This window comes from Kitasatospora sp. NPDC052868 (genome assembly GCF_044547105.1).
Taxonomy (GTDB): Bacteria; Actinomycetota; Actinomycetes; order Streptomycetales; family Streptomycetaceae; genus Kitasatospora.
The window spans coordinates 85,118-110,323 of sequence record NZ_JBITZW010000007.1 but is presented as its reverse complement, the minus strand read 5'-3'; the positions used below and the strand labels follow the sequence as shown (position 1 = coordinate 110,323).

Genomic DNA, 25,206 nt, shown 5'->3' with positions numbered 1-25,206 from the left:
TCTGCCAGAGGTGCCTAGGGTTCCCCGAGCTGCCCGGGGCGGGGCCGGCCGTGGGGGGTGGAGGTCATGAAGTGCTCGGTTGCGATGATCCGGTGGCGGACGTCCTCGGGCAGTCGGGTCAGGATGCCGGGGAGCGGGCGCTCGCGTTCGACCTCACTGCGGTGGGCCGAGATGGCGGCCCACTTCCGAGCCACCCACGGACTCACGTCGCAGGTCAGGTCCACCAGGCCGTCCGGGACGCTGAGCGCCGTCTTGCCGACGCCCTGCAGGAGGGGGCCGAGATCGACGAGCGCCGAGTGCGGGTGGGTGGCCATGTGGAGGGCGTCGGGCTGCCACGGCTCCCCCGCGTCCGGATAGAGGTGTTCGAGTCCGGCGGCGGCGACGGCCAGCAGGGTGGCGCGGTGGGGACACGACGGTTCTCCTCATCGGTGGGCGGCGGCGCCGACAGCACCGGCGCTGTCGGGCAGGGCAGGGCAGGCTGGACGGACTGCAGGAGGCAGGAGACTGGGTACCGACAGGTGGGGTCGTACGGGTTCCGCGATTCGGTTTCGCATGGTCGCCACGACCAGTGGCTGCGGTCTAGGCCGCGTGGCCTGTCGTACGGACGTGTCCGCAATCGTGTGTCGGCTCATCCGTGTGGTTCACCTGCGGGACCTCAGTAGCGGAACAACCAGCGCTTGTGTTGAATCCTGGTGTGAGTCACGTTGCGAACGTCATGATTTCTGTGGATTCGGATGATCGGTCGGGTGCTGAGGAGCTGAGTCAGTGGTTGCAGACGTCCGCCCCACGGCGCGGCTTCGGCCCGGGCGCTGTCGGATGGGTCGGCTCGCTCAAGGAGACCACCGGCAGTGACACGCACTGGGGCGGCGGTAAGTATCCGGAGTGTGACGTCTATGCGGGAGCGCTCAACCACACCGACCTGGCGGGGCTGGTGGCGCATGTCGAGCGCATCGCCTGGGAGCGCCCCGAGTTCGTACAGCTGTTCGTGATGGACCAGGAACAGGTCTACTTCCGTGTGTGGATGTTCCACGGTACGGAGCTGCGGCAGATCGTGCCCGAGGGCCGGGAGGAACAGGTCTGGTCGAACGGGTGACGCTCCCGATGCGGCCGGTGCCGCGGGCCCGGAGATCATCGGAGACGCTGTCGGCCGTCGTGCCCGGGTACGTGTCGGCCGACGAGAGGCTGATGGCCCTGGTCAGGGGTCCGATGGTCCCGCCGCGGTCGCCGCCTCCGGTCCGACCCGTCCCTCGGGGCCGGCGACGCGGTCCTGGCTCATGTCAGTACCTGCGCAGCAGGCCGATCAGTAGCCTACGGTTCCGCCGCACCCGACCGGATTGCCATCAGAGGTCACGCGGCACCCGTGAGGAGCCTCGTCCGCGTGACACCGCGTGGCGTGCTCCTTCTCCTGAACCTGTGACTACTGGTCTGCAGCGCGTACGGACCGATTGGGCGATCGATACTGATGACGGCTTTCACCGGAGCGTTCTGGCGGAGCGGTGACACGGGCTTCGCCGCCGCCGCGACCTCGCGGATCTTCAACCGGCGGCGCCCCTCGCGGCGGCCTGCGGCGGTGCTGTGCGCCGCCGACACCGCCGACGTGGTGGCCGGCGTGAAGCTGGCCGCGGCAGAGGGCTGGAAGGTCGCGGTCCGCTCCGGGGGGCACAGTTGGGCCGCCTGGTCACTGCGTGAGGACACCCTCCTGATCGACCTGGCCCGGTTCACCGGGATGTCCTACGACCCCGCCGACGCAGTCGTGGCGGTCGGCCCGGCGGTGCGCGGCGGGCTTGACCTGGACCCGTATCTCGCCCGACACGACCGGTTCTTCGCCGTGGGCCATGCACCCACCGTCGGTCTGGGCGGGTTCCTGCTGCAGGGCGGCATCGGCTGGAACTGCCGCGGCTGGGGCTGGGCCGCGGAGTCCGTCGAGTCCATGGACGTGGTCACCGCGACGGGCGAGCTGGTGCGGTGCTCCAAGACCGAGAACGCCGACCTGTTCTGGGCGGCACGCGGCTCCGGCCCCGGCTTCTTCGGCGTGGTCACCGAGTTCCGGCTGCGCACGCGCCCCCGGTTCCGGCAGCTCACCCGCTCCAACCACGTCTACCCCGCCGAGCTCGCCCCGGAGGTGCTGGACTGGTACCTCACGGCGCGCCGCGACGTGCCGCCGTCCGTGGAACTGGCCGCCGTCGGCTGCACTCCGCCCGGCTCCGACCGCCCGGTGCTGGTCATCGACGCGGTCTCGTTCGACGGCGGCCCGGCCTCGCTCGCCGCGCTCGGAGACTGCCCGGTGGCCGGCCGGGCCCTCGCCGCCACGGTGGCCCGGCCGGTGGACTTCGCCGACCTCAACGCGGAGCAGCTGCGGGGCAATCCCGACCACCACCGCTACTTCGCGGACAACGCCTTCCTCACCGGCTCGACGGCGGAGCTGGTCCCGGCGCTGGCACCCGCCTTCAGCGAGCTGCCCACCGCCAAGACGTTCACCGTCCTGGGCGACTTCACGCCTCTGATGTCACGTCAACTTCCGGACATGGCACTCTCCGTGTCGACGGACCTGTACTTCGCCGCCTACGTGATCGGCGAAACCGCGGCGGAGGACGCCCGGTGCCGCTCGTGGCTGGACGACACGATGACCCGCGTGGCGCCGCACTCGGCCGGCTGTTACCTGGGCGACAGCGACTTCACCGTCCGACCCGACCGCGCCATGTCCGACGCGGCCTGGTCGAGGTTCCAGCAGGTCCGCGCCGCCCGCGACCCCGAAGGCCGCTTTCCCGGCTACCTCGGCGACCCGGTGCAGTAGACCGGGCGACGCCGGCGACCTCGTGCCGCCTCACTTCACGTGCCCGCCGGCGGAGCGCAGCGACCGCTCCGTCTCCCGGTACCGGCTGCTGAGCCTCTGGTGGGAGAGGGTCACCAGCACGTGGCCCTCAGCGGTGCGCTCGGGCGAGCCCAGGTCGAGTGCCAGTCGGTGGTGGACCCGGTTGTACCGGCTCTCCAGGCGCCGGATCGCCTCCTGGACCAGGTCCGGATCGTCGTGCAGCCGAGGCACTCCCTGGGACTGCAGCCAGACGCTCCCGCTGTCGTACCTGGCGACGGACAGGGCCACCGCAGGGGTCCTCCGCAGCAGGTCGGAGTCGCCCCTCCGGGCGAGGAACGCGATTCGGGCCTCCCCCTCGATGTCGATCACCTCGAATCCGATCTGGCGGCAGCGCAGGAGGCCCTGGCGGTCGAAGCAGGCGAGGTGTCCGTAAGTGGGACTCAGCGAGCGGTACTTGTCCCCCTTCCCCTGGCTCACCACACCAAGGATCGCCAACTCGTCCCGGGCCCCGCGCAGTTCCGGCTCGTCGTCGCCGTAGTCCCCGTCCGGTCCCCAGAACGCGTCGTGCGGGCCTCGCCGGGGCGCTCGATCCGGGTCGTCGTCGCTGAACCTCGGTGCCAGCGCCCGGACGTAGGGAGCGGACCGGGACACCGGATCGTCGCCGAGTTCGTTGCGCACCCGGTAGGCCAGCACCTCCAGCCGAAGCCGCTCGTTCCGTTCCCGCTGGTCCCAGCTGGTGTAGTTCCCGTCCGACTGCTCGCCGACCTTCGGCTTGCTGTACAGGCCGGCCAGGGTGCGGATCAACGAGCGCTCCCCGTCCGGCGACTGCTTGACGAAGCCGCCCACCTCGAAGCAGATCTGGCTCCCGACGCCGGCCGGAACGGACAGCGCGACCATCGGATCGAGAGCCGTCGCCCTTGCCTTGATCCTGTTCTCCACCGTGCTGATGACCACGTTCCCGCCGTCCGCCGTCGCCCAGACCGGCGTGACGCTCACGCCGCCCTGTCCCGTATGGACGGCCAGGTGTACATACGGGCGATCGGGACTGGGCAGGTGGGTGGCGCGGCCGAAGGGCGGCCGCAGAACGGAGCACTCCTCCGCGGTCAGCGGGAGTCCCTCGACCTTGTCGACCAGTTCGGAAATCCTGCGTGCGCGCTGCTTGATCTCCTCCCGCGCCGCACGGGCCAGGGCCAGGTCGTTCCCGGCCAGGCCCCGGCGCTGTGCGGCGGTTCTGAACAATCGGGCTGTCTCGGCGCCGGGCGGCCGGCCGAGCCGCTCCACCGGAGCCCGCTCGTACTCAGGGGAGGACATCTCGCGGGACTGCTGCATCTGCACACTCTCCGTGCCGGTTCTCAGGGTGGGCGAAGGGCGTTCGGCCGTGGCGCGAAAGCCGGCCGAGACCAGCCGGTCCAGGCCAGCCGGTCCAGACCAGCCGGTCCAGGCCAGGCGATCCGGCCCAGGCGGTCCAGGTCAGGCGATCCAGGTCAGGAAGAGCGTCAGCTCGTCCCGCAGCTGGCCGACGGTCGGCCGCTGCACCTCGATCTCGGTCTTGGCCTGCGCGCCGACCGGCGAGGTCCGGTAGACGTTCGTGAAGTCCTCCACCGCGGGCTGTTGCAGGACGAGTGACGCTGCGGCCTTACCGGCGGATCGCGAGATGCAGTGCAGAACCTCGTGGTTGATGTGGTAGATCGTTCCTGCCGGCAGGACCGCCTCGAACGCGGCGTACAACTGCTCCTTGCCCTGCGCCTCCAGGGAGAAGGTCTTCCCTTGCCCGATCGGCAGGTACCGGTAGTGGTGGTAGTCGGTGCCGGGGCCGATCTTGAACTCCTGGGCGAAGTACTCGCCGACCACGAGCGCGGTCGTGAAGTCCCAACGATGCGAGTGGATGTCCTCCGTGATGGTCCCCGAGGCGTCCGGTTGTGGATGCCACAGGTGCAGGCGCAGCTTCCAGGGGTTCTTGTCGCCGGCCAGCAGGACGACCTTCAGGAAGTTGTTCGCATGGTAGTAGGAGCGGGCGGCCATGTCGGCAAGGGCGGCCTCATCAGCGATGATCCGGCCGATCAGAGCCCGCAGTTCGCCGGGCTCTGAGAGACGGCGGACGACCGACTCCGACCCTTGGAAGGTCGTGCCGCCTCCACTGTCCACGACCCGTTCCAGCTGGTCCTTCACTTCTTGCAGGGTCGCCTCTGACGAAGCCCGCATCATGGCCTCTTCCCCCTTTGCGGATACTGGTGATCCGATGGATCGATGGGTACGGGAAGGCATAGCCTTCGGCTCAACGGTGTGCTGCGGCCGCCGCCTCGACGGCGGCCGCGATCTTCTGGAGGATCTCCGCCGTGTCGTCGTCGGTGAGCGTCAACGGCGGTGCGATCCGGATCACGCCGCGCTCGTGACGCGTCATCACCCCGGCGCGGGCCGCGGCCTCCGCGATGGCGGCGGCGGACTCCGGGGCATCGGCCTCGATGGCGATCACCAACCCGAGTCCGCGGACGTCGGCGATCAGCGGGCTCGACTCGAGCTTCCGCAGCCCCTCCAGCAGCGTTGCGCCCTGGGCCGCCGAGTTCTCCACCAGCCGCTCGTCCGCCATCACGTCGAGCACGGCGTTCCCGACGGCGGCCGCGACGGCGTGGCCGCCCGTCGTGTGCCCGTAGCGGAGCCCCTGGGCGACCGGCTCCCGGACGAAGGTCTCCTTGATCGACGAGGTGACCGTCACGGCGGCCAGCGGGAGGTAGCCGCCGCTGATGCCCTTGCTCATGGTGACGATGTCCGGCGTGATCCCGTCGTGGTCGAAGCCGAACATCCGCCCGGTGCGGCCGAATCCGCAGAACACCTCGTCGAGGATGAGCAGCGCTCCGTGCCGGTCGCACAACTCCCTTAGTCCGGCGAGGAATCCGGTCGGGAGCACGACGCAGCCGCCGAGGCCCAGCAGCGGTTCGACCATGACCGCCGCGGCGGGCGGGCCGGCCTCAAGTGCCTTGGCGAACAGCCCGATCAGCGCTTCGGCGCCCGCTTCGGTGCGTATCTCGCGCGGCGACGCGGGCAGGGAGACGTGGTCGATCGGGAAGGGCGGGGCCCACTCGCTCACCGTGAACGGCAGCCCCGAGAGCTGCTGGGCCAGGTAGGTGGTGCCGTGGTAGGCCGCCTCGAAGGTGATGACCCGGTTGCGGTTCTCGCCGTTGTTGCGCCAGTACTGCAGCGCGATCCTGAGGGCCGCCTCGGTGGCCTCCGAACCGCTGTTGAGCAGGACGGTCTCGTTCAGCTCGCCCGGCAGGAGGTCCGCCAGCCGCGCGGTCAGCGTCTCGGCGGGGTCATGGCTCGACACCATGGGGTCGTAGTGGACGAGTTGCTGGAACTGCCGGGTCGCGGCCTCGATCAGCCGTGGATGCCCGTGCCCGCAGGACGCGTTCAGGACACCGGAGATGCCGTCGAGGTACCACCTGCCCTCCGCGTCGCGGACGCGGTTGCCTTTCGCCTCGACGATCCGCAGGGAGTTGGCCTGTTGGGCGATCGACGTCCAAGGCCGCCACAGCGAACTCGTTGAAGTGGAATTCTGCATGTCTGAACACTCCAGGGGACGGGTCGTCGGGACTTCGGGTTCCCGTTCAGGAAGGCTGGGAATTGCCGTGCGGACCGGGTGGCGCCGACACCCGGGATCCGCGCACGGTGCGCTCCGCGGTATGCGTACGGGTAGGCCGTCCCGTGACCGGGAAGAACCTGGCGCACTCGTTCCCGTTGCAACTCAAACCCAGTCTGCCTGAACCCCGGCTCCCCGAAGTCCCAACAGGTAACAGGACGGTAGGGTCTGACCTGATTGAATCGATCATGCTAGTTTTGGCGCGGTGTTCTTCGCCACCGACCCGGTCACACCGGAAAAGCTCGCCTGGCAATACGAGTGGTCGGATCTGGTGGCCGCCACCGTCGTGGTGAGCAGCCGGATCGAATGCCCGTAGAGAATGTGGTCCTTCTGTACGCCCTGGGGTGTGGTGGGGGTTCCTTCGAATGCGCTGAAATACCGACCGGGCCGCAGGACTTCGGCCAGCAGGTCTCCCACCCGTGCGTGGTTCAGGTCGACGGCGGCGACGGCCGGGCCGGCCTCGCCGGCGGCCAGCAGGTCGGCCGTCAGCATGTCCCACATCCGCGCGAACATCGGTTCGGTCGGGCTCACGCCGAAGTGGTGCAGCGGATAGCAGTGCCCGTTGACCAGTCCGAGAAGCCCGCCGCCCAGCTCCAACTGCCCGACGACATAACCCTTGTCGTGCAGCGTCCAGTCGTCACCGTTCGGGCCGACCACCTGAAGCCCGGGGTTGGGGAACCGCCTGTACACAGCGCCCCGGATCGGGAACCGGGAGACGATCCCGAGCGCCAGGGAGGCGTCCTCCACCATGTGGGACCTGCTCGTCGGGAACGAGGCGAAGTACGGATACCCCAGACGTCCCGCCAGCCATTCCGTCTGGCTCGCCCGGCGCCCGTGGTAGTCGTGGGACTCCTGCAGGCAGACCACATCGGGCCGGCCCGCCTCCAGGACCGACGCGAAGTAGTCGAGCGACGGGTCCACGCCCCGCTGATGGGATCTGCCGAGGATTCCGCCCCCGATGTTCCAGGTCCCGACCTTCAGAAGTGCAGGCTTCATGAGTCCATCCCGTCCGGAGTGGAGAACCTTCGTGGACCCGCGCCCGGTCGGCGTGCAGCGCACCTGTCGGCGACGGGGCCGCCGCGCGGCAGGAGGTCATCGCCTCAGGAACGCGGCGCACTGGAGTACTTGAGGTCGGGGAGCAGACCGAGGTGCTCCTCTCGGACCAGGTCGAACCGGAGCGCGAACGCCACCAGGGCCTCGCGTTTGGAGTGCATGCGGCCCTCGTCCACGTACTTGGCCCACTGGCCGACCGGGAGCTTGCGGTCCGTCAGGTAGTCGATGTGGTAGTTGATGCTGCTGCGGTTCGCATCCCTGAACTGCCTGGTGCCCTTCAACCGTTTGACCACCTCCTGGGCGGAGGGCACCGCCGCCATGGAGGAACCGCGCAGACGCGGCTCGCACAGCGCGACGAGAACGGCGAAGTACTTGCTCGCCATGTCCAGATTGGAGATCGCGGACTCGGCGTACGCGGCGGCCTGGTCGGACCCGAGCAGGACCGGCGGGGGCGCGAAGACGGTGAGCTCGCTGATGTTGGTACCCGAGGGGATCAGAATGCGCGAGATCTCGAACGGGATCACCATGCCCAGCTGGCGGGGGCGCGCCTTGACCAGCTCCGTTCCGCCTTCCAGGTTCTCGATGGCGAAGGTGGTGCCGGCGGTGAGGTTCGAGAACAGGAGGTGATGGCCGCAGACCTCGAACGCGCCGATACTGGGCTTGGCATCGGGCTGCAGTCTGCCGCTGAATTTCGAAATGCCGAAGTCCAGTCGATCGCCGCCCTTCAGGCTGCTGCGCTCCGTGACTCCGGGGTCACCGGGGTGGCGGCCCTTCTTCCGCCAGGTCACGATCACCTCTACATCGGTTTCAATCCCAGCCTGCATGAAGAACACCTTCCTCGTCCTGGATCCCTCACGGGAGTTCAAAGGTCGACCCGGCATCGGTCCTCCGTCGCATCCCCCGCGACGGCCTGCCGATGACAGACCTGATCAACCGTCATGACGCTGCTGTCGTAGCGCCGGCGTTTCCCACCTCTGCAACGGCTCCGGCCCGGCGTCGCGCGCCCGGCGGGAATGGCCGGAGCCGGCCTACACCCTGCTCGCGAGCTCCCTCGTGGCGGAGGCGCTCAGAATCCCGCCGTGGAGTTCCTTGAAGGCGGCGCCGCGCATGCCTTTGGCCGTCGCCGCCTTCAGTCCGCCCCGGAGATGCCTCAGCCCGTGGGTCCGCCCGAACCGGACCGGCTGGTGGAACAGGAGACTCACGTAGGCGGCGAGCCTGTCAGGGCTCTCCTCCCCGGTCAACGCGATCTCGTGGACGTCCAGTTGGTCCCGCCACCTCAGCGCGGTGGCCACGCCCTCCACGCCGCCGGCGCGAGCGGTGAAGACGACGAGCTCGACCGACTCGCAGTCGAGCCACTCGGCGTAGCGCATGCGGACGAACTCCGGGTGGTCGGGGATTCCCTTGCCGGTGTTGTGCCGGGCGATCACCTCGGCCGCCGTGTCCGCGACCTCCGGCCAGGAGTGCACCGCAGTGGCCACCCGCTGCTGCTCCATCAGGTTCCGGTCGCGGCGCAGGACCCGCCTGACCCGCGATCCGTAGCGCTGCTCGCCGTCGTCCGCCAGGGCATCCACGAAGTGCGCCTCCTGTCCCAGCGGCGCCCAGACGATGCGGCCTCCCGACGAGGTGTCGAGGAGATCCCTCAACTCCCGGTACACGTAGGGGAAGAGCATGCCGCGGTCGTCGGCCGCGGCCGCGCGGGCCGCGGCCGTGAGCAGCCGCTCGAAGGAGGGACCGTCCCGCAGGCCGCCGCTGACGTAGGTGGCCGAGCGAAGCTCCGCATTGCCGCCGACCAGCAGATACGAACCGGGGTCCGTTCCGTCGCCGTCCGTGGCGCCCGCCGGGAGGGGCCACCTGGCCGGATCGTAGGCGGGGTTCGCCCAGAAGCTGCCGCGGGGCGTGTACAGCGGAAGCACCGCCAGGAGCCGCTCCCCGTCGGTCGCCCGGGCGTACTGCGTTCTCCAGCGGCCGTCGGACTCGCGTTGCACCATTCGGTGGTAGCACCCGGCCGCGCCTGCCGAGCCGTCGAGCCCGTCGAACTGGCCGGCGTCCACCGGGCTCAGGCTCGGGACGAGATCGACGGACACGGTGGAACCGCCCTGACCGGCGGTCTGGTTGTCACGTGCCATGGGAAACCGGAAGCTCCTCTCGGGTGGGACTGCTGCGGGGGCCGGGCGTGCGCGGAGGAACTCCGGCATCGGCGCGGCGGCGCCGGCGGATGGCGTGCCATGCGGCGTCGGCAGCAGGAAGATCGGCTGGCGGGGGTGATTCGTCGGCGTACCGCGGGTCAGTCCGATGCCCCGGTGTCACCACGGCCGGTTCCTCCGGGCCGTCGATTCGGGCAGCCCCGTGACGGTCCCCCGGCAGCCGCCCCGACCAGCCCGAAGGCCTCCACCACCGCCGCTGGATCCGCTCCGACGACGCGTGCGGCACGTTCCCTGCACATGCTGTTCGCCCCCCCCTGCGTGCACGATGACCACCCGGCCTGACAGCCACGTGACATATGCCATGTGAAATTACACTAGTGTTTACCCTTGAACATCGTCAACGGGATTCCGGACTGATCCTCCGTCAGCAGACGATCTCGGCCACTGCCTCCAAGCCTCCAGTCCGCGGGCATACGGGCGGACCGCGAGTGGAGCCGACGCCGCTCCGGGCCCGGCCACCCGGCCACCCACCACACGGACCCGGCCACCGACCGCCATCGGTCCGCCGTCCCGCCGACGGCGACGACTCCACCCGCGGCCGCCGCAACGGATGCGCGACGGCCGCTCCCCCGCGCTTCGCGCCGCTACACATCGGAGCATGGAGAATCGCCGGCGCCGCAGCCCCGGACGGGACTGCGGATCAGCCGGTCGACTGAACTGCGGGACGCCGGCCTCAGATCGCCGGCCTCAGGACGCGCGAAAGTACCTCACGGTCGGGTCGGTCGAACCACCGGATTCGAGATAGGCGGCAAACCGGTCGGCATTCACCTCGTGCACGAAGTTCCAGGTGATGGAAACGCTGGGTGTGAGGGCGACGGCCGCATGGAACCATCCGGCGGGGATGAAGATGGCATCCCCCGGAGAAAGCGTGACATCCATGACGGGACGGACCGCCCGCCAAGCGGGGAACCGCACGTCATCCGGGTGGTCCAGGTCGACCACGGCCTCCCCGTCCGACAGGAACTCCGCCGCGTCCGGGGGATACAGGACAAGGCGCTTCTCCCCGGTGACCTGGCACAGGACGGCATCGCTCGCCCATGGATCCACGTGCAGGCGGGTGCGCCCGCCTGCGGCGCAGACGAAGATGCCCTTGGCGGGGAAACCGTCCCTCACCGGATCCGCATCCTCCTCGATGGGCGGAAACACGTAGTTCGCCGAAGGCAGCCAGGAAGGGGCCGCCCAGCTCCCCGCCAGCTCCGCGAATGCCCCATCAGCGCAGATCATCTGGAAATGGCGCTGCCTGGCATACCAGCGCACGTAAGGGACGGGCTCGTCGCCGGACCGCCCGCCTTCCACCATGGACACGTAGTCGCCGAACCCGACCGTGCGCTGCATTTCAAACAGGTCGTCGAAGACAGGGACACGGCAGGAGCCGAACCGCTGCGCCAGCAGGTCCAGCTTCCACGGCGAAGCCAGCGGCCCCGTCCGCGGAAAGCAGTCCCGTGCGACGAGCGGCTCGTTCCCCGCCAGATGGCTTTCGATGAACTCCTTCTGATCAATGCTGGACATCAGGCTGCGATCGGTCACTGAGGACTCCCCTGGGGTGAAGGACGGCTGGACACCGGTCGAGCAGGCCGGCGGACGGTGCCCACGGCCCGCGGGACCGTCATCCGCTTCCTGCTCGGTCGTCGACCAACGCCACCGCCACCGCCACCACGAGGCCGACCTGGTGCGTGAGAGTCACCACCACCTCGGCCAGGCCGAGTTCGGCGGCGGCCTTCCGGGCGCCGCCGCTCAGCGTGACGACGGGTCTGCCCCACGGATCGCCGAGCACCTCGATGTCCCGCCAGCGGATCCCCTGCCAGAACCCGCGCCCGAGGACCTTGCAGGTCGCCTCCTTGACACAGAAGCGGCCGGCCAGGCGCTCCACGCTGCGTTCCGGCCCCAGGGTGGCGGCCTGGGCGAGCTCCGCCTCGGTGAACACCAGTGAGCGGTAGCGGTCGTGCCGGGCGATCCGGGCGAACCTCTCGATGGCAAGCAGGTCGACGCCGATCCTCATGCCGGCCCCCTCCCCCTGGCGACGCGCATCCGGGAGAGCGCCGGTGCGGCGGTTTCGGTCACGGTCATCCAACGGCCTCCGGCGGCTTCAGGCAGCCACGCCCGAGACCCCTTTCCCCAGGTAGTCGGCCAGGCTCCCGACCGACTGGAACACCTCGGGTTGCAGGTCCTCCACGTCCAGCTCCACGCCGATGGTGTCCTCGAGGGCCATCAGCAGCTCGATGACACTGGTGGAGTCCAGGGAGAGGTCCTCGACAAGGCGGACGTCCTCGGTCAACTGCGCGATCTCCCGGTCGAGTACGTTGGAGAGCGCGACGCGGACGTGCTCGACGATCTGCTCGCGGTTCACGAGACCTCATTTCTTGTTCCGGCCGACGGTGCGACCCGGCTGTACAGGTGTTGTTGACGCAACATGTCATCGGGCAGATCACGACTCCGCACGAGGTGCGCCTCGCCGTCCCGGACGAGGACCTCCGCGGGAAAGCCGTGGCCCAGGAAGAGGCCGGGTGAGGCCGTGGGGCCGTAGGCACCCGAGCGGGTGACGCCCAGGAGGTCACCCACCCGCAGCGGCGGCAACGCGGCACGCTTGAGCAGGGTGTCGTTGGGCGTGCAGAGCGGGCCGGTGACGTTCCAGCTCTGCAGCTCGTCGTCGCCGGAACCGCGGTTGAGCAGTCGCACCGGGAAGTTGCGCTTGGCGAACGAGCCGATGCCGACCGCGGCCATGTGGTGGTTGGTGCCGCCGTCCGCGACGGCGAACAGCTCCCCCATCGACTCCTTCACGTAACGCACCGACACGACGTAGACGCCGGCCGGGGCGGTCAGATAGCGGCCCGACTCCATCAGCAGCCGGGTGTCCGGGTGGCTCTGCGTGAACTCCTCGATCAGCGGGTTGATCTCCCTGGCCAGCGAGGCCGGGTCGAGGTCCGCCTCCCCCTCGAAGTAGGCGACCCCCAGTCCGCCGCCGATGTCGACCGCCTCCAGGGGGATTCCGGTGGCCGCCGCCACCCGGTCGGCCAGCTCCAGCACATGGCGGGTGTTCTTGCCGATCACCTCGGCTTCGAGGATCCGGGTGCCCATGTAGACGTGGATACCGCCCAGTTCGACATGCCGGTAGCGCGATGTGAGGTCTCCGGCGGCGAGCACCTGGGCCTCGTCGATGCCGAACTGCCGCGGCTTGCCGCCCATGGTCAGGCGGGATCCGCTGACCAGGAACGCCGGGTTGATCCGCAGCAGGACGCGCTGCCGGACACCCAGCTCGGTGGCGAGGTGCTCGATCCGGTCCACCTCGTCGAACGACTCGGCGACGATGGCGTAGATCCCGGCCCGCAGGCAGGCGTCCAGCTCCTGGTCGCTCTTGCCCGGTCCGAGGAAGATGATGTCCTGCGGACGGGCGCCGGCCAGCAGCGCGGTGCGCAGCTCCAGCAGCGAGGACACCTCCGCGTGCGCTCCGCCCTCCCTCAGGGTGCCGAACACGCTGACGTTCGGGTTCGACTTCAGCGAGAAGAAGATGTCGAGCGCGGGATGCAGCGCCTCCGACAACTCCGACAGGCGCCGCAGCAGCACATCACCGTCGTACACGTAGAGCGGCGTACCGAAGCGCTCCGCCAGCTCGGTGTAGGCGATGCCTTGGATCCTCATGAGCTCCCACTCTCCACCAGGGTGCGCAGACGCTCCTCGGCCCGGCCCCGCAGGGCGAGCGCCGAGTCCGCGTCGGCGGCGATGCAAATGCCGTAGACACGCCCGTGGAACGGTCCGGCCCCGGAGCCGATCCCGGCGTTCAGGGTGGCGAAGTTGTTGATCAGCACGCCCGGAACGTCGGTACCGTTGAACATGGAGCGGCCGAGGGCCTCGGCCACCTCCGCGAAGGAGTGCGCCCTCGACAGCCTCAGGTTGAAGGTCGTGGCGATGGCGTGCCGTCCGTCGGGGACGAACCGCTCCGCGATCCGGCTCTGGTACGTCGACATGTTGAACCGGGCGTTGATCTCCAGGCACGGGTACAACGTCCCGTCCGGGCCGATCATGGCGTCCACGCCGACCATCCCGTAGTACCCGTCCGCATACAGCGCGCGGCCGATCAGCCGAGCCGACTCGTGCAGCGTGGCGAGGTGCTCCGCGGAGAGCGGCACCGGGAAGCGGTGCCCCTGGTGCACGTTGTTGTGCAGGACCGCCTCCTTGACCGCCTCGAACCGGACCTCTCCGGAACGGCTCACCAGGAACTGGTAGTTGAGATCACCGGCGTCCTCGATCCAGGACTCGACCACCATGTCCGCCCGGGCCTGCCCGCCGCGACGGCCGATCAGCCGGAGCAGCCGGTCCGCGGCCGCCTGGTCCGGCAGCACCACCATGCCGCGCCCGGAGACGCCGAGCGACTCCTTCACGACCGCCCGGCCGCCGCGGGCGATCTGTGTGTGGACGGCCCCGGCCAGGTCGGCCACCCGCTCGCACACCTGCCCCGGCACGGCGGCCAGCCCGAGCGAGTCGGCGAGGCGACGGCTGTAGATCTTGCCGTTCACCCGCTTGCAGACCTCGGCCGACGGGCCGGCCAGTGGCAGGCCGACGGCTTCGGAGAGCCGTTCCTCGGCTGCGGAGACCCCCATCGGCATCAGGTAGGTGCGGCCGTCCGCCAGCCCGCACAGGAGATCCAGCGTCTCGGGCGACTCCAGCGCGTCCTCCGTGACGGTACGCGTCGGCAGCGACCGCTCGACCGCGACCACCTCACTCGCCGAGGCTTCGACCGCCCGCAGGTATGCGGCGTAGTCGCGGTCCATCGGTGACTTCAGCAGCACGATGTCGGAGGCCTCGGCGAGCAGTACGCCCATCTCCTCCATGCGGTTGACCGTCGCCGTGGCGAAGGCGATGCCCGCCCCCGGCAGCTTGGGTTCACCTGCGGCCCAACTGCGTTCCACTTCGAAATTGTTGAGATAGACGAACCGCGCATTCCCGTCTCCGACGAGATCGCGCTTCAATCGATCGGCGAAACCCACTGCAACTCCTCGGTGCCGGAACTCTGCGGACCTGACGGGTGCCAGGTCCTGTCCGGCCTAAAGGGCCCTGTCCGGAGCAAGGAAGATCTTGGACCCCAGCGGCTGGTCCAGGCTGGCGGCCAGCGCCTCGTCGAACCTCTCCAGCGGGTAGACCGGGCCCAGGAGGTCGTCCATCTCGAGTTCGCCGGCCAGCCGCACGACGTCGTCCAGCACGTTGTAGGAGACGGCGGCCAGTGTCACGTCGTTGCGGACGGCCCTGGTCACGTCCAGCGTGAGCGGCACTGCCGGGCGGCTCTTCAACACGACCACTCCGCCCGGCCGGACCGACCGAAGCGCCAGGTCGAGCGCCTCGTCGGTGCCGGCCGCCTCGATCACGAAGTCGTAGTACCCGTAGGTGACTTCGTCACCCGCGAGGCCGAGGCCCGGGTCCAGGGCCGGGGCCATCTCGACGTCGGAGAAGCCGCGGGCGCGAAGGACCCGGGTCGTGAGGTCGGAGATCCGCCCCGAACCCAGCACCAGTCCCCGCTCCTCGGGCCGGATCGGGGCCCCGAGCACCGCGGACATCGCGGCGATCGGCTCCACGCAGGCGGCCCGCGCCAACGGCAGGTCCGCCGGCACGGCGCACAGGCTCGCCTCGGGCACGACCACCTGCTCGGCGAACGCACCGTCGATGTCGACGCCGAGCATGAGCCGGTGAGCACAGCGGTTGCCGTCCGCGCACGCCTTGCAGTCGCCGCACGGGATCAGCGGCAGCGCCACCGCCACGCGGTCACCGGGCCGGTGGCTGCTCGTCGGGTCGGATTCGACCACCTCCCCGACCACCTCGTGGCCGAGGACCCTCGTACCCCCCAGCGGAAGGAGCCCGGTTGCCGCCTGGACGTCCGTGCGACAGATCGCCGCCAGCAGCACTCGGAGCCTGACCCAACCGGACGGTCGCAGCGGCTCAGGGACGTCGCCGAGCTCGGTGCACTCGGAGTTCCGAATGACAGCCTTCATGAAAAAGATCCCACCCTCAGAATTTGACCGCGTACGTCGAATCGTCTTCGACCGTCGTGAAAAACTCGCCGAGGAAATCCTCCAGGCGGGCGTGTGACTCCGCCACGAAGAGCACCGGCTGATGGGCGTGCGAATCGTAGTCCTGATTCGCCATGGCAGCCAGGTCCAGCGGCCTGATGTCGGTGTTCTGGAACTGCCGGAGCTCCCTGACGGAGGACAGGAGACTCGCCCCCCACACCTTGACCTCGCCGCCTTCCCGCACCAGCCCGCACTCCACGCCGAACCAGAAGATCCGCGAGACGAGCTCGACGACCTCGGAGTTCTGCAGGCGCCGCACGGCGTCTCCGGCGAGCTGGTACAGCTGCGCCCAGCGCTCGTTCACCAGGTGCGGGCCGTGTCCGACGACCTCATGGATCATGTCCGGTTCCGGAGAGAATCCGGGCCGTGAGACATGGCGAATGTACTGGGTGGACCGGAAGCTCCGGTCGGCGAGACTCTCGTAGAAGACCCTGGCCGAGACGCTCCCGGCGACCGGCGTCATACGGAACCCGGTCGCCTTCTCGATCGTGTCCGAAACGTCGCGAAGTTGCGGTGGCCGGTGCGACGGAAGACCGAGCGTGCTCAGTGATTCCAGGTACACCGAACTCGCGTGGCGCTGATGGAGGTCGTGCAGCTCCTCGGTCACCAGCCGCCAGACCCGACGGTCGTCGTCCGAGTACACGATGTGCGAAGCCTGGTCCCCCGGCCGGGCGTGGATCGCCGTGGCGGCGATCCACTCGCGGCGCTCGATGTACCGCTGATCGCCGTACCCGGGGTGGGCCTCGGGCAAGGTCACCGATATTTCGCCGTCATTGTTGTCGATAAGCGCCGGCCCCGGCCGCCGCCCCCGCATCGTCACGTCAATCGCCGCATCAGTAGATTGATCCGCCATGTCGGACACCGTAGCCTTATCGCGTCAGACCCCGGTCCTGTTACGTGCCAGGACTTCCGAGGTTAGGACTTCCGAGCCGAGGTTCGGGAGATATCAAGGTGTTGGTATTGGTATTGCGGCTAAATCCTGGTCGCCGAGAGCACGAAGCTCTCGGCGGCCGCGAGGAGCTCCTCCACCGCCGCGCCCGGGAGATGGTTCGCGTTGTAGTCCGCGACGAGCTGCGGCCCTGTTTCGTACAGGTTCCATGAGACGGCCACGGTCTCGGTCCAGATCTTGTCGCCGGGCAGGCTCAGTTCGACGTACTCCGCCCCGGTACCGGTGAACAGCGGGGTGTAGTACGTGGACCTCGGGTACTCGTTCAGTTCGACGTAGAGTCCTGCGGCCTCCTGGTCGGCCGCCGTCAGCGTCTCGTTCCACGACGTTCCCGCAACGGTGAGCGGAAGGGCGTACTCGAAGACGTCATGGGTCCGGTCGGACACCTGCCGGATCGTTTCGAGCGGACTCGCGGACCGGCGTCCGAGGTGCAGTGGCACGGTTTGGACGAACAGCCCCGCGGTCTGCGAGGTCCCTGGCAGCCCGCGACCGTGGTGGGCGACGGAGATCCCTGCCGTCGGATCGCCGGCCACCTCCCGCACACCCGCGAGCACGCCCGAGGAGACCACCGCGAAAGGTGTCACCCGGGCCTGCCGCGCGAGCGCGTGCACCCTGGCCCTGGCGTCCGCCGGAAGATCTCTGGTGACCACCCGGTGCCGGTACCCGCCGGTGTGCTCCGCATCGGCCAGGAAGCGAGGCGGAAAGGCGCCGAACTCCCGGGTGTAGGAGCTCCAGAACGCCTTGCGCTCCTCTCCCCACGCACTGGAGAACAGCCGGCGCTGCTCCGAGGCGAAATTCTGGTAGCTGCCCGCCTCAGCGAGGTAGCCGTCCTCGCCGGCACCGCCGGCCAGGGCGCGGTCGTAGAACTCCCTGAAATCCGCCTTGATACGGAGCCACGAGATCAGGTCGGTGATGATGTGATCCATCGCGATCCCGAAGAGATGCCTCCGCTCGCCGCGCTGCACGATGGCGATGCGTGCGAATCCCGGGCCGTCCAGGCTGAAGGGGGTCCCGAGGAAGCGGCGCATCAGCTCGATCGCGTCCTCGTCCGTCTCCGCGGTGTGGAACTCCACCTCGCCCAGGACGTCGGCGTGCGTGCACGCCTCGTCCGCCGAGACGTACGTCCTGCGCAGGACGTCGTGGCGCCGGCAGACTCGCCGCCATGCCTCGCGAACCGCGGCTGCGTCCAGTTCCCCGGTTATCCACACCGCCCGGTGCACCAGATTGTTCCAGTCGGCGAACTCCCCGGTCAGCCTCGCCTTTTCGGAGAGCGAAGTCGGCCCGAGGGAGTTCTTGCCCGGGGGCGGTGTCACCGTCGACCCAGGGATGCGCGGCGCCTGCATGCCTCAGGCACTGATGTCATGCGAGTCGGCCGATTCGCGCCCCGGCTTGCCCTCAAGGAAGTCCGAGAGGCTTCGCGGCGAGGTGTGGGTGAACACCTCACGCAGCTTCACATCGACGCCGAGGGTCCGGTGGACCTCGCCGACGATCTGCAGCATGTGCAACGACGTCCCGTCATTGTCGAGGAGATCGGAGTTCTCGTCGAGGTCCGGCCTGCCGAGGACCTGTCGCCAGATCTTGGTCAGGATTTCAGTACGCTCTGACATCTCTCCCCATAACGTAGACCCGCATCGGAATTCTTGGAACGGAAGCTACCGATCGGCGCGATTCGCATGTACTGACAACAGTCAGGATCATGCCGGCACCGCGAATCCGCCTACGGGCGCCACCTGGGCGGCACTTCGATACTGGCACCTGTCAGTATGCATATTCATGTGCGCCGCCTATTATGCCTGACATTGCCACCTCCAGCCGCCGGCTGAAGCCGGGCCCGGAGGGCAGGGGTAGATCATCGCCTTAATTCTCACCCTGAACGTAAAGTAGGTCACATGAAACTGATCGGGGCAGGCCTGCCGCGCACGGCGACACTGACTCAGAAGATCGCGCTTGAAATGCTGGGATACGGCCCCTGCTATCACATGAACTCGGTCTCCGCCGATCGGAACCAGTGGATGGCCGCGTACGAGGGCAACCCCGACTGGGCGGCGATATTCGCCGGGTACTCGGCAGCGGTCGACTACCCGGCAGCGTTCTACTACCGGGAACTGGCCGAGGCCTACCCGGACGCGAAGGTCCTGCTCAGCGTGCGGGACGGCCACTCGTGGGCCCGCAGCATCCGGGACACCATCTGGGGCCTCACGTACGGCGACACGGTGGCCCGCCACCTGGCAGCGGCCGTGGAGGCCGCCGATCCCGAGATGCGCCGGAACGCCCGGATGCTGCGGGGCATGTACGCCCGGGCCGAGCTGTTCGGCCCCGACCCGGAGGTCTTCGACGAGGACACGGTGGCCGCGGGAATGCAGCGGCACATCGAGGAGGTCCGCGCGCACATCCCGGCCGACCGACTTCTGGAGTGGTCCCCGAAGGACGGCTGGGAGCCGCTCTGCGCCTTCCTGGAGGTCCCCGTCCCGGAGACCCCGCTGCCGCACGTCAACGGTTCCGCCGTCTTCAACGAGTACCAGGTCGACAGTCTGCTGAGGGTCCTGCAGGGGATGAACCTGTAGCTTCGCCGCTCCGGATCGGGTCGGCTCCGCATTGGGTCGGCTTCGGATCAGGGCGACACCCGGAGCCGGCCGGCCTTGGCGTCGGGTCCGGTCTTGACGGCTCGCCGGCTTTGCGGGCGGGCCGTTTCCGCATGTCCGGGCGGCTGTTCCGGTCCTGTGGTCTCGGAACCCGACTGCCGGCAGCGGTCCCCTCCCGGACGCACTGGAATCATCAACTCCACTGGTATGACTACTTGTTAGGGTGCAGAAATGGAACATCTGGAATCCGTGGTGTGGCCGCCCGAGCCGATCAGGACCGAGAGGCTGGCGCTCCGTGGGCCCGAGGCCCGGGACCGCGCGGCGTTCATCGAGCTGCTCGCCTCGCCGGACGTGAACACCTACCTCGGCGGCCCGCGGCCGCGTGACGAGCTCGAGCGCGAACTGCCCGAGGTGCCCGAGCAGTGGCCCGGGAGCTTCGTCGTCGACCTCGACGGGGCGATGATCGGCCAGATCCTGCTCAGGAGGGCCACCGGCCACCGCCGCCCGGCCGCCGCGGGGAAGGCCGATCTCGGCTACCTGCTCCTCCCCCACGCGTGGGGGTTCGGGTACGCCGCCGAGGCGTGCACGGCTGCACTCGGCTGGCTCGCCGCCGCCCTTCCCGGCGAGCCCGTGGTCCTCACCACCCAGAGCGCGAACACCGCCTCGATGCGTCTCGCGGCGAAGCTGGGGTTCACCGAGGTGGAGCGCTTCGAGGCCTGGGGCACCGAACAGTGGCTGGGCATGTACTCCCCGGTCACGCCGTCCGGTTGAGTCTCCGACGACGGAACCGCCGGGTTGGGAGGACCGCACCGCGGCGCGTTTCCACGTGATGGACGTCGACGCCCTGGCCGTGGCCGGACCGCGCGTGTTCGCGGTCCGGTCACGGCCAGGGCGTCTTCCGTGCCGCCTGGGCCGGCGCTCCCCTACGGCGCCGGCCGGCGCTTCGCCAGACCTTCGGCGCTACCGGCTGCTCGGCCAGACGACATCGTCGAGGAAGCGCTCCACCGCCGTCGCCACCTCTCCGAGCACGGCGGCGGAGTCCCTGAGGGGGCCGGGCACGAACATGCTGTGATCGGCATTCTCGATCTCGAGCACGTGCGGAGTGAGCGACCGGGCGAGGTCACCGTCCCAGAACTCGTCGGCCGTCCCGCCGACGAGCAGGAAGGGTGCGGTGCTCCGCCGCAGCGCCGCGATGGTCTTTTCGGCGACCGGCGCGCTGGCCAGGAACGGTGTGAACCAGATGGCGGGCAGCTTGAATTCGGCCGCCACGGGGGCTGCCCGCGTACCGAGCGACTTGGCGATGATCACCGTCTCGCTCGCACCGGCCGAAGCGACTGCCTTTACCGCCGCGGTCACCCGCTCAGTGATCATGTCGTCCACGTCGTCGGCGAAGAGGTCCCCGGTACCGAGTTCCCATTCGACCGGGTACATGAACGCCCCGCGTCGGGCCACCGCCTCACGGTTGAACATCAGCAGCGAAGTACCGGGGCCGTAGATTCTTCCGGGCGCGATCACCGCGGCCCGAATTGGCGTTTCGTAGTTCTCGTTCGTCATTTCTCAACCGTATATCGGGGCCGCATTACCGGGAAATGGTTTGCCGAGCGGAAAGTCCGCCTGGTTTATCCGATCGCCTTCACGGCGCTTTGCCCGCAAGTACCGCGACAGCAACGGTTTCCGCCTCCCTGCGCAACCGGGACACCTGGTCCGCCGGCCCGGAGGAACAGGTATCAGGGCAGTTCGACAGGGAGTACACAGGAGGCTCGACGTCCATCTCGCCGTCACGGGACTCCGGTCGGGCACAGCAGGGCACCGCGTCCGGGGTGGCACCATCGACGGGTCGGGACATCCACCGATCGCCGTCGGCCCTCACCCAGGCGTACCTCGGTCCGGTCGCCAGCACCACGGAATCCACCCGGCAGACCTCACCACTGTCCAGATAGAGCACCACCCCGGACTCGTCCGTCGTGCCGAACTCTTCGACCCGGCTCCTGATCCTCCGCACCGTCGCAATTCCGTTGGCCTGGATTATCGACTCGCCGACGGTGTGCGCGAGGTAGGTCCGGTACCGGTACCAGGTGGGAGGCAGGTCGGCGCGAGACGGACACTCACCTCGCCGGCACAGCCAGCGGGCGAAGTGCTCGGAGTCACCGTCGAAGCAACTCAAGTCCTCGGCAGGTGTTTCAAGTTGGTGCCGACCCGAATCCGGAGCCGACCCGACCGCTCCGGTGTCAAGGCCCGGATCGACGAGGAGCAGTTCGATCGGCACACCCTGGGGATGATTCGACACCCCGTCACATAGATGCACCGCTGCCAGCGACCCGGCAACACCAAGACCTACGACAGCGACAACCGTCCGCTGACTTCGCACGTCGTACACCTGCTCCCCCTCACGATCGTGGATGGAATTCTGCCCTCAGGCCACTCTCAGAGTGCGTGGTCGGGAACCTTGACGGAATCGAGGACCGTCACCGTGTGCCCGACCTTTTCACCGCTCTCGACCAGGGCGAGGGCGTCCACCGCCGCGATCTCGTACGGCGCCAGCTCGCTCTCGATCTGCAGCGCCCGCGCACCGGCGGCGGCCGGCGACAGGCCTTCGAACGCCTCCCGCAGGACGCTCACCGGGTAGAAGTGGAACGGGCCGAGACCCTCCCGCTCCCACCGGGCGAATCCGCCCACCACCTCGTGCGGCTCGGACTGGACCTTCCAGGTGTAGGTCAGCACGCTGCCGTTGTAACCGGCGGCCCCGGAAAGAGCCAGGATCTCCGATATCGGAATGCGTGCGCCGATCGACGACAGCACGCGGCCACCGACCCGCAGGACCGGGTACGCCTGCTGCAGAGCCAGGTAGTGCAGGGTGACGAGGTTCTTCTCGGCGAAGCCGGGGATCTCCTCGCTGCGCTCCCGGATGAAGGTCGAGCTCGTCTGGCCGTCGGCGAGATCGTCGGTCTCGGCCATCGGGATGTTGGGAAGGTTCTCGTAGATCACATCGACCTCCGACAACGTCCCGACCAACGGGGAGAGCAGGTCGCCGACGCCTCCGACCAGTTCGACGTCCTGCGCCAGGAGGTTGCTCTGGATGTTCCTCCGGGCGTGTTCGAGAACGTCGTCGTGGATGTCGGTGAACCCGATGGTGCGTGCCTTCAGGATCTCCACGGCCGCCAGGGCGTCCAGACCGGCACCCGTACCGATCGTGCAGAACCGCGGTGCAAGGAATCCCATCTGGGAAAGCGTTTTGAAGGCAGGCACCGCGACGCTCGCAACCCAGTCGGCGCGCGGATCGTCCGACTTCGGGAGGTACGAGTGCTCCGTCAGTTCGAGCCTGATGGCGGACCTGATCCGCTGCGTTTCCCCGATCTGGAAGAACTCGCCCGGCGACACCACAACTTCTGCCTTGCTGGCCTGCGTACTCATCTTTCCCTCTCTTCGATAAGGCTAGTTCTCGCCCAGGGCGACCAGGAATTCAGGGGAACCCGCCACCTGCGATCGGCCCTGGGCCATGATGATGTTGTCGGTGATCAGCAGGTCGCCACGGCGCCACGAGAGCTCGGTCTTCACCGAGTCGTAGGCGTGGTCTATGGCCGCCACGTCCTCCTCCGACAGCGGTGATCCGTCCCCGAAGAAGGTGTTCATCGGGAGGTGCCGGCCGAAGGCCCTGGTCATGTAGGCGCGTTCGTTCGGATCCAGGCTGCCGGCGTTGAGGAAGGAGAGCTGGTTGAACCAGCACTCCTCCCCGGTGACCGGGTGCCTGATGACGCCGGGCAGGCGCCGCACCGTGTGCAGCGTGCCGTTGGGGAGCCAGTCGAACTCGATCCCCTCCGCCTCCAGGAGCTCCTCAAGCCCGGCACGGTCCGTCCCCGGGAAGGCCTCCGGCCACGCGATGCCGAATCCACCGTGGAAGGCCCGGGTCATGGTCCAACCGCCCTCCCGCACGCGGTCGGAGAGGTGCGCGGGTAGCCCGCCCGCTATCCGGCGGGCGTCGCTGAGGTGGGCCCGCCCCTCGCCCTCCGGAGGGGTGATGCACGCGGTGAGCACCACCGGGGGGAACCTCCTGCTGAAGGAGTTCTCCTGGATCGGGCAGATGTGCCGGTCCAGCGGCCAACTGATGGGCGAGATGACGCCGCGCCCGAAGTCCCTCCGGCGGTTGAACACCTCGGTGGGCGTGAAGCCGCCGATACCCAGCGCGTCCCGTGCCTCGGCCAGACGGTCCGGTCCGTCCATCGGCAGTCCGTGGACGAGGACCGCACCGTGGACCAGCAGGTGGTCGCGGATGGTCGCCGCCATGTCCCGCAGCCACGGCAGCGGTGAGTCGGTCGGGGCCTCGAAGGAGGGAATCGAAGCCTCTTCCTGCAGCCTGGGGGAAGTCCCGCTCACTTGTCTCCTCCTACTGGCGCACATCGCCGGATGGGCAGCCCCTCGTGCCGCCGGAACTGACGCGACGTCAGGACGCGGGCGCTGCGGATCTGATTCACGGGACTCAGGAGGGACTGGCGACCGCCGCCGCAGGCGAGGGTTCGGCAGCCGCACCGAGCGAGCGTTCGGCGGCGCGGGCCACCGGCGGGGTGGCGACGGCCGCGAGGACGACGATGGCGGCGATCGCCAGCCAACCCGCCGTGTGCCAGTTCATGGCGAGGTAGGTGTAGACGGCCGGCGCCCACACGGTGCCGATGGTCTGGCCGACCTGGGTGACGCCCTGGTACTCGCCACGGCGGGCGGGGTCGGACAGCAGTGCGGTGAATCCCCAGCCCGCCGCCGCCTGGAAGAGCTCGGCACCGGTCAGGACGATGTGCGCCAGCCAGACGAGGGCGATGGTCAGCCATGCGGCGCTGCTGCCGTGGGTGAACACGACGACCACGCAGGAGGCCGCGAAGCAGACGGCGCTGCGGTATGCCGCCCGGATCGCGCCCGCCAGTGTGTGGGTGCCGCGGGCGGTCATGGTCTGCATGGTCACCGCCATGAGGGTGTTGGTCGCGAACAGCCCCGCCAGCAGCACGTGCGGAGCGTTGGTCTCCTCGACCAGCCAGAGCGGGATGACCACGGAGAGGATCACCTGGTTCGTGGACAGGACTCCGCCCAGGACGGACACGGCGAAGAACGGCCGGTTGCGCAGCGCGCCGCCCCGCTTCCGCTGCTCCCGCCCGCCCGCACGGGTGGGCTCCTGGACGGGTTTGGCGGTGTCGGGGAGCCGGAGGATCATCACCGCGTTGAGGAGCATCACCCCGCCGACGAAGACGGGGAGCAGTCGGATGGCGGTGTCACTGCCGGTGGCGAGCGCCAGGCCGCCCAGCCCCGCGCCGATGGTGAACCCGGCGTTCAGTGCGCTCCGGTTGTAGGCGAGCGCCGCGATCCGCTCCTCCTCGGTGTAGAGGTTGAGCGAATACGCGCCGTAGCCCGCAGATCCGCCGACGTTGATCATTCCCAGGGTTATGACGACCACCAGGAAGGCGACGAACCCGCGGGCCTGCGGGTAGGCGAGGTAGCAGACCGCCTCTGCGAGGGACGCCGCCGCCCACATGACCTTCGGGCCGACCCGGTCGGCGGCCCGGCCCAGCGGCACGGCGACAACGACGGTGACGAGCCCGGCGATGGTCAGGCCCAGGCCCACCGTCGCGGCGGAGAGGCCGACGACCTTGGTGAAGAAGACCGCGTTCGCGGTGAAGAAGCTGCCGGTGCCGATTCCGTAGACCAGAGCCTGAGCACTGACCCGACCCGCCGTCGGCGACGGCGGGGCCATCCGGCGCAGCAGGCGTGCCAACGGTTTTTGAGGGGCGGAGGGCGGGACGGCTGATCTGGCTCGGGACATGTGCGCACGCTAGCGGGGCAGGTTGGTGCACGTCTCCTGACATAGGACAGGCTCGGGGGTTTCGGATTGCCGCGCCGACGCACAACGGCTGGTGGCGAATACCGATGGCGGTGTGCACC

The 25,206-nt window shown here is 68.9% G+C and carries 25 protein-coding genes; 4 read left to right on the top strand and 21 right to left on the bottom strand.

Annotated elements, in window-relative coordinates:
* Window positions 1-14: 14 nt before the first annotated feature.
* Window positions 15-314, bottom strand: a complete 300-nt coding sequence (locus ACIGZJ_RS14350) for a hypothetical protein (RefSeq protein ID WP_396457468.1) — start codon at window positions 312-314, stop codon at window positions 15-17.
* Window positions 315-694: 380 nt separating this feature from the next.
* On the opposite strand from ACIGZJ_RS14350, the gene ACIGZJ_RS14345 reads away from it, so the two are divergent.
* Both ACIGZJ_RS14345 and ACIGZJ_RS14340 read left to right on the top strand, forming a co-directional pair.
* Window positions 695-1,093 carry a squamosa promoter-binding protein 15 gene (locus ACIGZJ_RS14345; protein ID WP_396457467.1) on the top strand — a complete coding sequence of 133 codons (399 nt, stop codon included), beginning with the start codon at window positions 695-697 and terminating at the stop codon, window positions 1,091-1,093.
* Between the two features lie 369 nt (window positions 1,094-1,462).
* A complete protein-coding gene (locus ACIGZJ_RS14340; protein ID WP_396457466.1) occupies window positions 1,463-2,794 on the top strand; it encodes an FAD-binding oxidoreductase in 1,332 nt (443 codons plus the stop codon).
* A 30-nt stretch (window positions 2,795-2,824) separates the two neighbouring features.
* On the opposite strand, the gene ACIGZJ_RS14335 is transcribed toward ACIGZJ_RS14340, so the two are convergent.
* The 15 genes from ACIGZJ_RS14335 to ACIGZJ_RS14265 all read right to left on the bottom strand — a co-directional run bounded on the left by ACIGZJ_RS14335 (window position 2,825) and on the right by ACIGZJ_RS14265 (window position 18,312).
* The gene (locus ACIGZJ_RS14335; protein ID WP_396457465.1) at window positions 2,825-4,141 is read right to left on the bottom strand and encodes a hypothetical protein; all 1,317 of its coding nucleotides are present in this window, start codon (window positions 4,139-4,141) and stop codon (window positions 2,825-2,827) included.
* A 141-nt stretch (window positions 4,142-4,282) separates the two neighbouring features.
* The gene (locus tag ACIGZJ_RS14330) at window positions 4,283-4,981 is read right to left on the bottom strand and encodes a hypothetical protein (RefSeq protein WP_396457464.1); all 699 of its coding nucleotides are present in this window, start codon (window positions 4,979-4,981) and stop codon (window positions 4,283-4,285) included.
* A gap of 106 nt (window positions 4,982-5,087) precedes the next feature.
* Window positions 5,088-6,368: an aspartate aminotransferase family protein gene (locus ACIGZJ_RS14325; RefSeq protein WP_396457463.1), complete on the bottom strand. Its 1,281-nt coding sequence runs from the start codon at window positions 6,366-6,368 to the stop codon at window positions 5,088-5,090.
* A gap of 264 nt (window positions 6,369-6,632) precedes the next feature.
* Window positions 6,633-7,442: an endonuclease/exonuclease/phosphatase family protein gene (locus ACIGZJ_RS14320; protein WP_396457462.1), complete on the bottom strand. Its 810-nt coding sequence runs from the start codon at window positions 7,440-7,442 to the stop codon at window positions 6,633-6,635.
* 104 nt (window positions 7,443-7,546) lie between these two features.
* On the bottom strand, window positions 7,547-8,323 hold the full coding sequence (locus ACIGZJ_RS14315) for a hypothetical protein (protein ID WP_396457661.1): 777 nt from the start codon (window positions 8,321-8,323) through the stop codon (window positions 7,547-7,549).
* A gap of 204 nt (window positions 8,324-8,527) precedes the next feature.
* Entirely contained in the window at window positions 8,528-9,625 is a 1,098-nt protein-coding gene (locus ACIGZJ_RS14310; RefSeq protein ID WP_396457461.1) for a hypothetical protein, read from the bottom strand.
* 765 nt (window positions 9,626-10,390) lie between these two features.
* Window positions 10,391-11,230 (bottom strand): cupin-like domain-containing protein, encoded by an 840-nt coding sequence (locus tag ACIGZJ_RS14305; RefSeq protein ID WP_396457460.1) that lies wholly within the window; start codon window positions 11,228-11,230, stop codon window positions 10,391-10,393.
* A gap of 79 nt (window positions 11,231-11,309) precedes the next feature.
* Entirely contained in the window at window positions 11,310-11,702 is a 393-nt protein-coding gene (gene acpS, locus ACIGZJ_RS14300; RefSeq protein WP_396457459.1) for a holo-ACP synthase, read from the bottom strand.
* Between the two features lie 87 nt (window positions 11,703-11,789).
* Window positions 11,790-12,050 (bottom strand): acyl carrier protein, encoded by a 261-nt coding sequence (locus ACIGZJ_RS14295; RefSeq protein WP_396457458.1) that lies wholly within the window; start codon window positions 12,048-12,050, stop codon window positions 11,790-11,792.
* Window positions 12,047-13,339, bottom strand: coding sequence for a type III PLP-dependent enzyme (locus ACIGZJ_RS14290; protein ID WP_396457457.1), 1,293 nt, complete (start codon window positions 13,337-13,339; stop codon window positions 12,047-12,049). Before ACIGZJ_RS14290 ends, ACIGZJ_RS14295 begins: the two co-directional genes overlap by 4 nt.
* Window positions 13,336-14,607, bottom strand: coding sequence for an ATP-grasp domain-containing protein (locus ACIGZJ_RS14285; protein WP_396457456.1), 1,272 nt, complete (start codon window positions 14,605-14,607; stop codon window positions 13,336-13,338). The genes ACIGZJ_RS14290 and ACIGZJ_RS14285 overlap by 4 nt, the downstream gene beginning before the upstream one ends.
* A 135-nt stretch (window positions 14,608-14,742) precedes the next feature.
* Complete coding sequence (locus ACIGZJ_RS14280) at window positions 14,743-15,681, bottom strand: zinc-binding dehydrogenase (RefSeq protein WP_396457455.1); 939 nt, start codon at window positions 15,679-15,681, stop codon at window positions 14,743-14,745.
* 16 nt (window positions 15,682-15,697) lie between these two features.
* Window positions 15,698-16,612 carry a phenylalanine 4-monooxygenase gene (locus ACIGZJ_RS14275; protein ID WP_396457454.1) on the bottom strand — a complete coding sequence of 305 codons (915 nt, stop codon included), beginning with the start codon at window positions 16,610-16,612 and terminating at the stop codon, window positions 15,698-15,700.
* Between the two features lie 119 nt (window positions 16,613-16,731).
* Window positions 16,732-18,018, bottom strand: coding sequence for a condensation domain-containing protein (locus ACIGZJ_RS14270; protein WP_396457453.1), 1,287 nt, complete (start codon window positions 18,016-18,018; stop codon window positions 16,732-16,734).
* Window positions 18,019-18,051: 33 nt separating this feature from the next.
* Window positions 18,052-18,312: an acyl carrier protein gene (locus ACIGZJ_RS14265; RefSeq protein ID WP_396457452.1), complete on the bottom strand. Its 261-nt coding sequence runs from the start codon at window positions 18,310-18,312 to the stop codon at window positions 18,052-18,054.
* A gap of 282 nt (window positions 18,313-18,594) precedes the next feature.
* On the opposite strand from ACIGZJ_RS14265, the gene ACIGZJ_RS14260 reads away from it, so the two are divergent.
* The gene (locus ACIGZJ_RS14260; protein ID WP_396457451.1) at window positions 18,595-19,269 is read left to right on the top strand and encodes a sulfotransferase family protein; all 675 of its coding nucleotides are present in this window, start codon (window positions 18,595-18,597) and stop codon (window positions 19,267-19,269) included.
* 249 nt (window positions 19,270-19,518) lie between these two features.
* Complete coding sequence (locus tag ACIGZJ_RS14255; protein ID WP_396457450.1) at window positions 19,519-20,058, top strand: GNAT family N-acetyltransferase; 540 nt, start codon at window positions 19,519-19,521, stop codon at window positions 20,056-20,058.
* 189 nt (window positions 20,059-20,247) lie between these two features.
* Here ACIGZJ_RS14255 and ACIGZJ_RS14250 read toward each other — a convergent pair whose 3' ends face one another.
* The 5 genes from ACIGZJ_RS14250 to ACIGZJ_RS14230 form a co-directional block, all read right to left on the bottom strand.
* Window positions 20,248-20,841, bottom strand: a complete 594-nt coding sequence (locus ACIGZJ_RS14250; protein ID WP_396457449.1) for an alpha/beta hydrolase — start codon at window positions 20,839-20,841, stop codon at window positions 20,248-20,250.
* Between the two features lie 79 nt (window positions 20,842-20,920).
* Window positions 20,921-21,655 (bottom strand): FAD/NAD(P)-binding protein, encoded by a 735-nt coding sequence (locus ACIGZJ_RS14245; RefSeq protein WP_396457660.1) that lies wholly within the window; start codon window positions 21,653-21,655, stop codon window positions 20,921-20,923.
* A 56-nt stretch (window positions 21,656-21,711) separates the two neighbouring features.
* The gene (locus ACIGZJ_RS14240) at window positions 21,712-22,698 is read right to left on the bottom strand and encodes a class I SAM-dependent methyltransferase (protein WP_396457448.1); all 987 of its coding nucleotides are present in this window, start codon (window positions 22,696-22,698) and stop codon (window positions 21,712-21,714) included.
* A gap of 21 nt (window positions 22,699-22,719) precedes the next feature.
* Window positions 22,720-23,658, bottom strand: coding sequence for a TauD/TfdA family dioxygenase (locus tag ACIGZJ_RS14235; RefSeq protein WP_396457447.1), 939 nt, complete (start codon window positions 23,656-23,658; stop codon window positions 22,720-22,722).
* 103 nt (window positions 23,659-23,761) lie between these two features.
* The gene (locus ACIGZJ_RS14230) at window positions 23,762-25,087 is read right to left on the bottom strand and encodes an MFS transporter (protein ID WP_396457446.1); all 1,326 of its coding nucleotides are present in this window, start codon (window positions 25,085-25,087) and stop codon (window positions 23,762-23,764) included.
* Window positions 25,088-25,206: the final 119 nt, after the last annotated feature.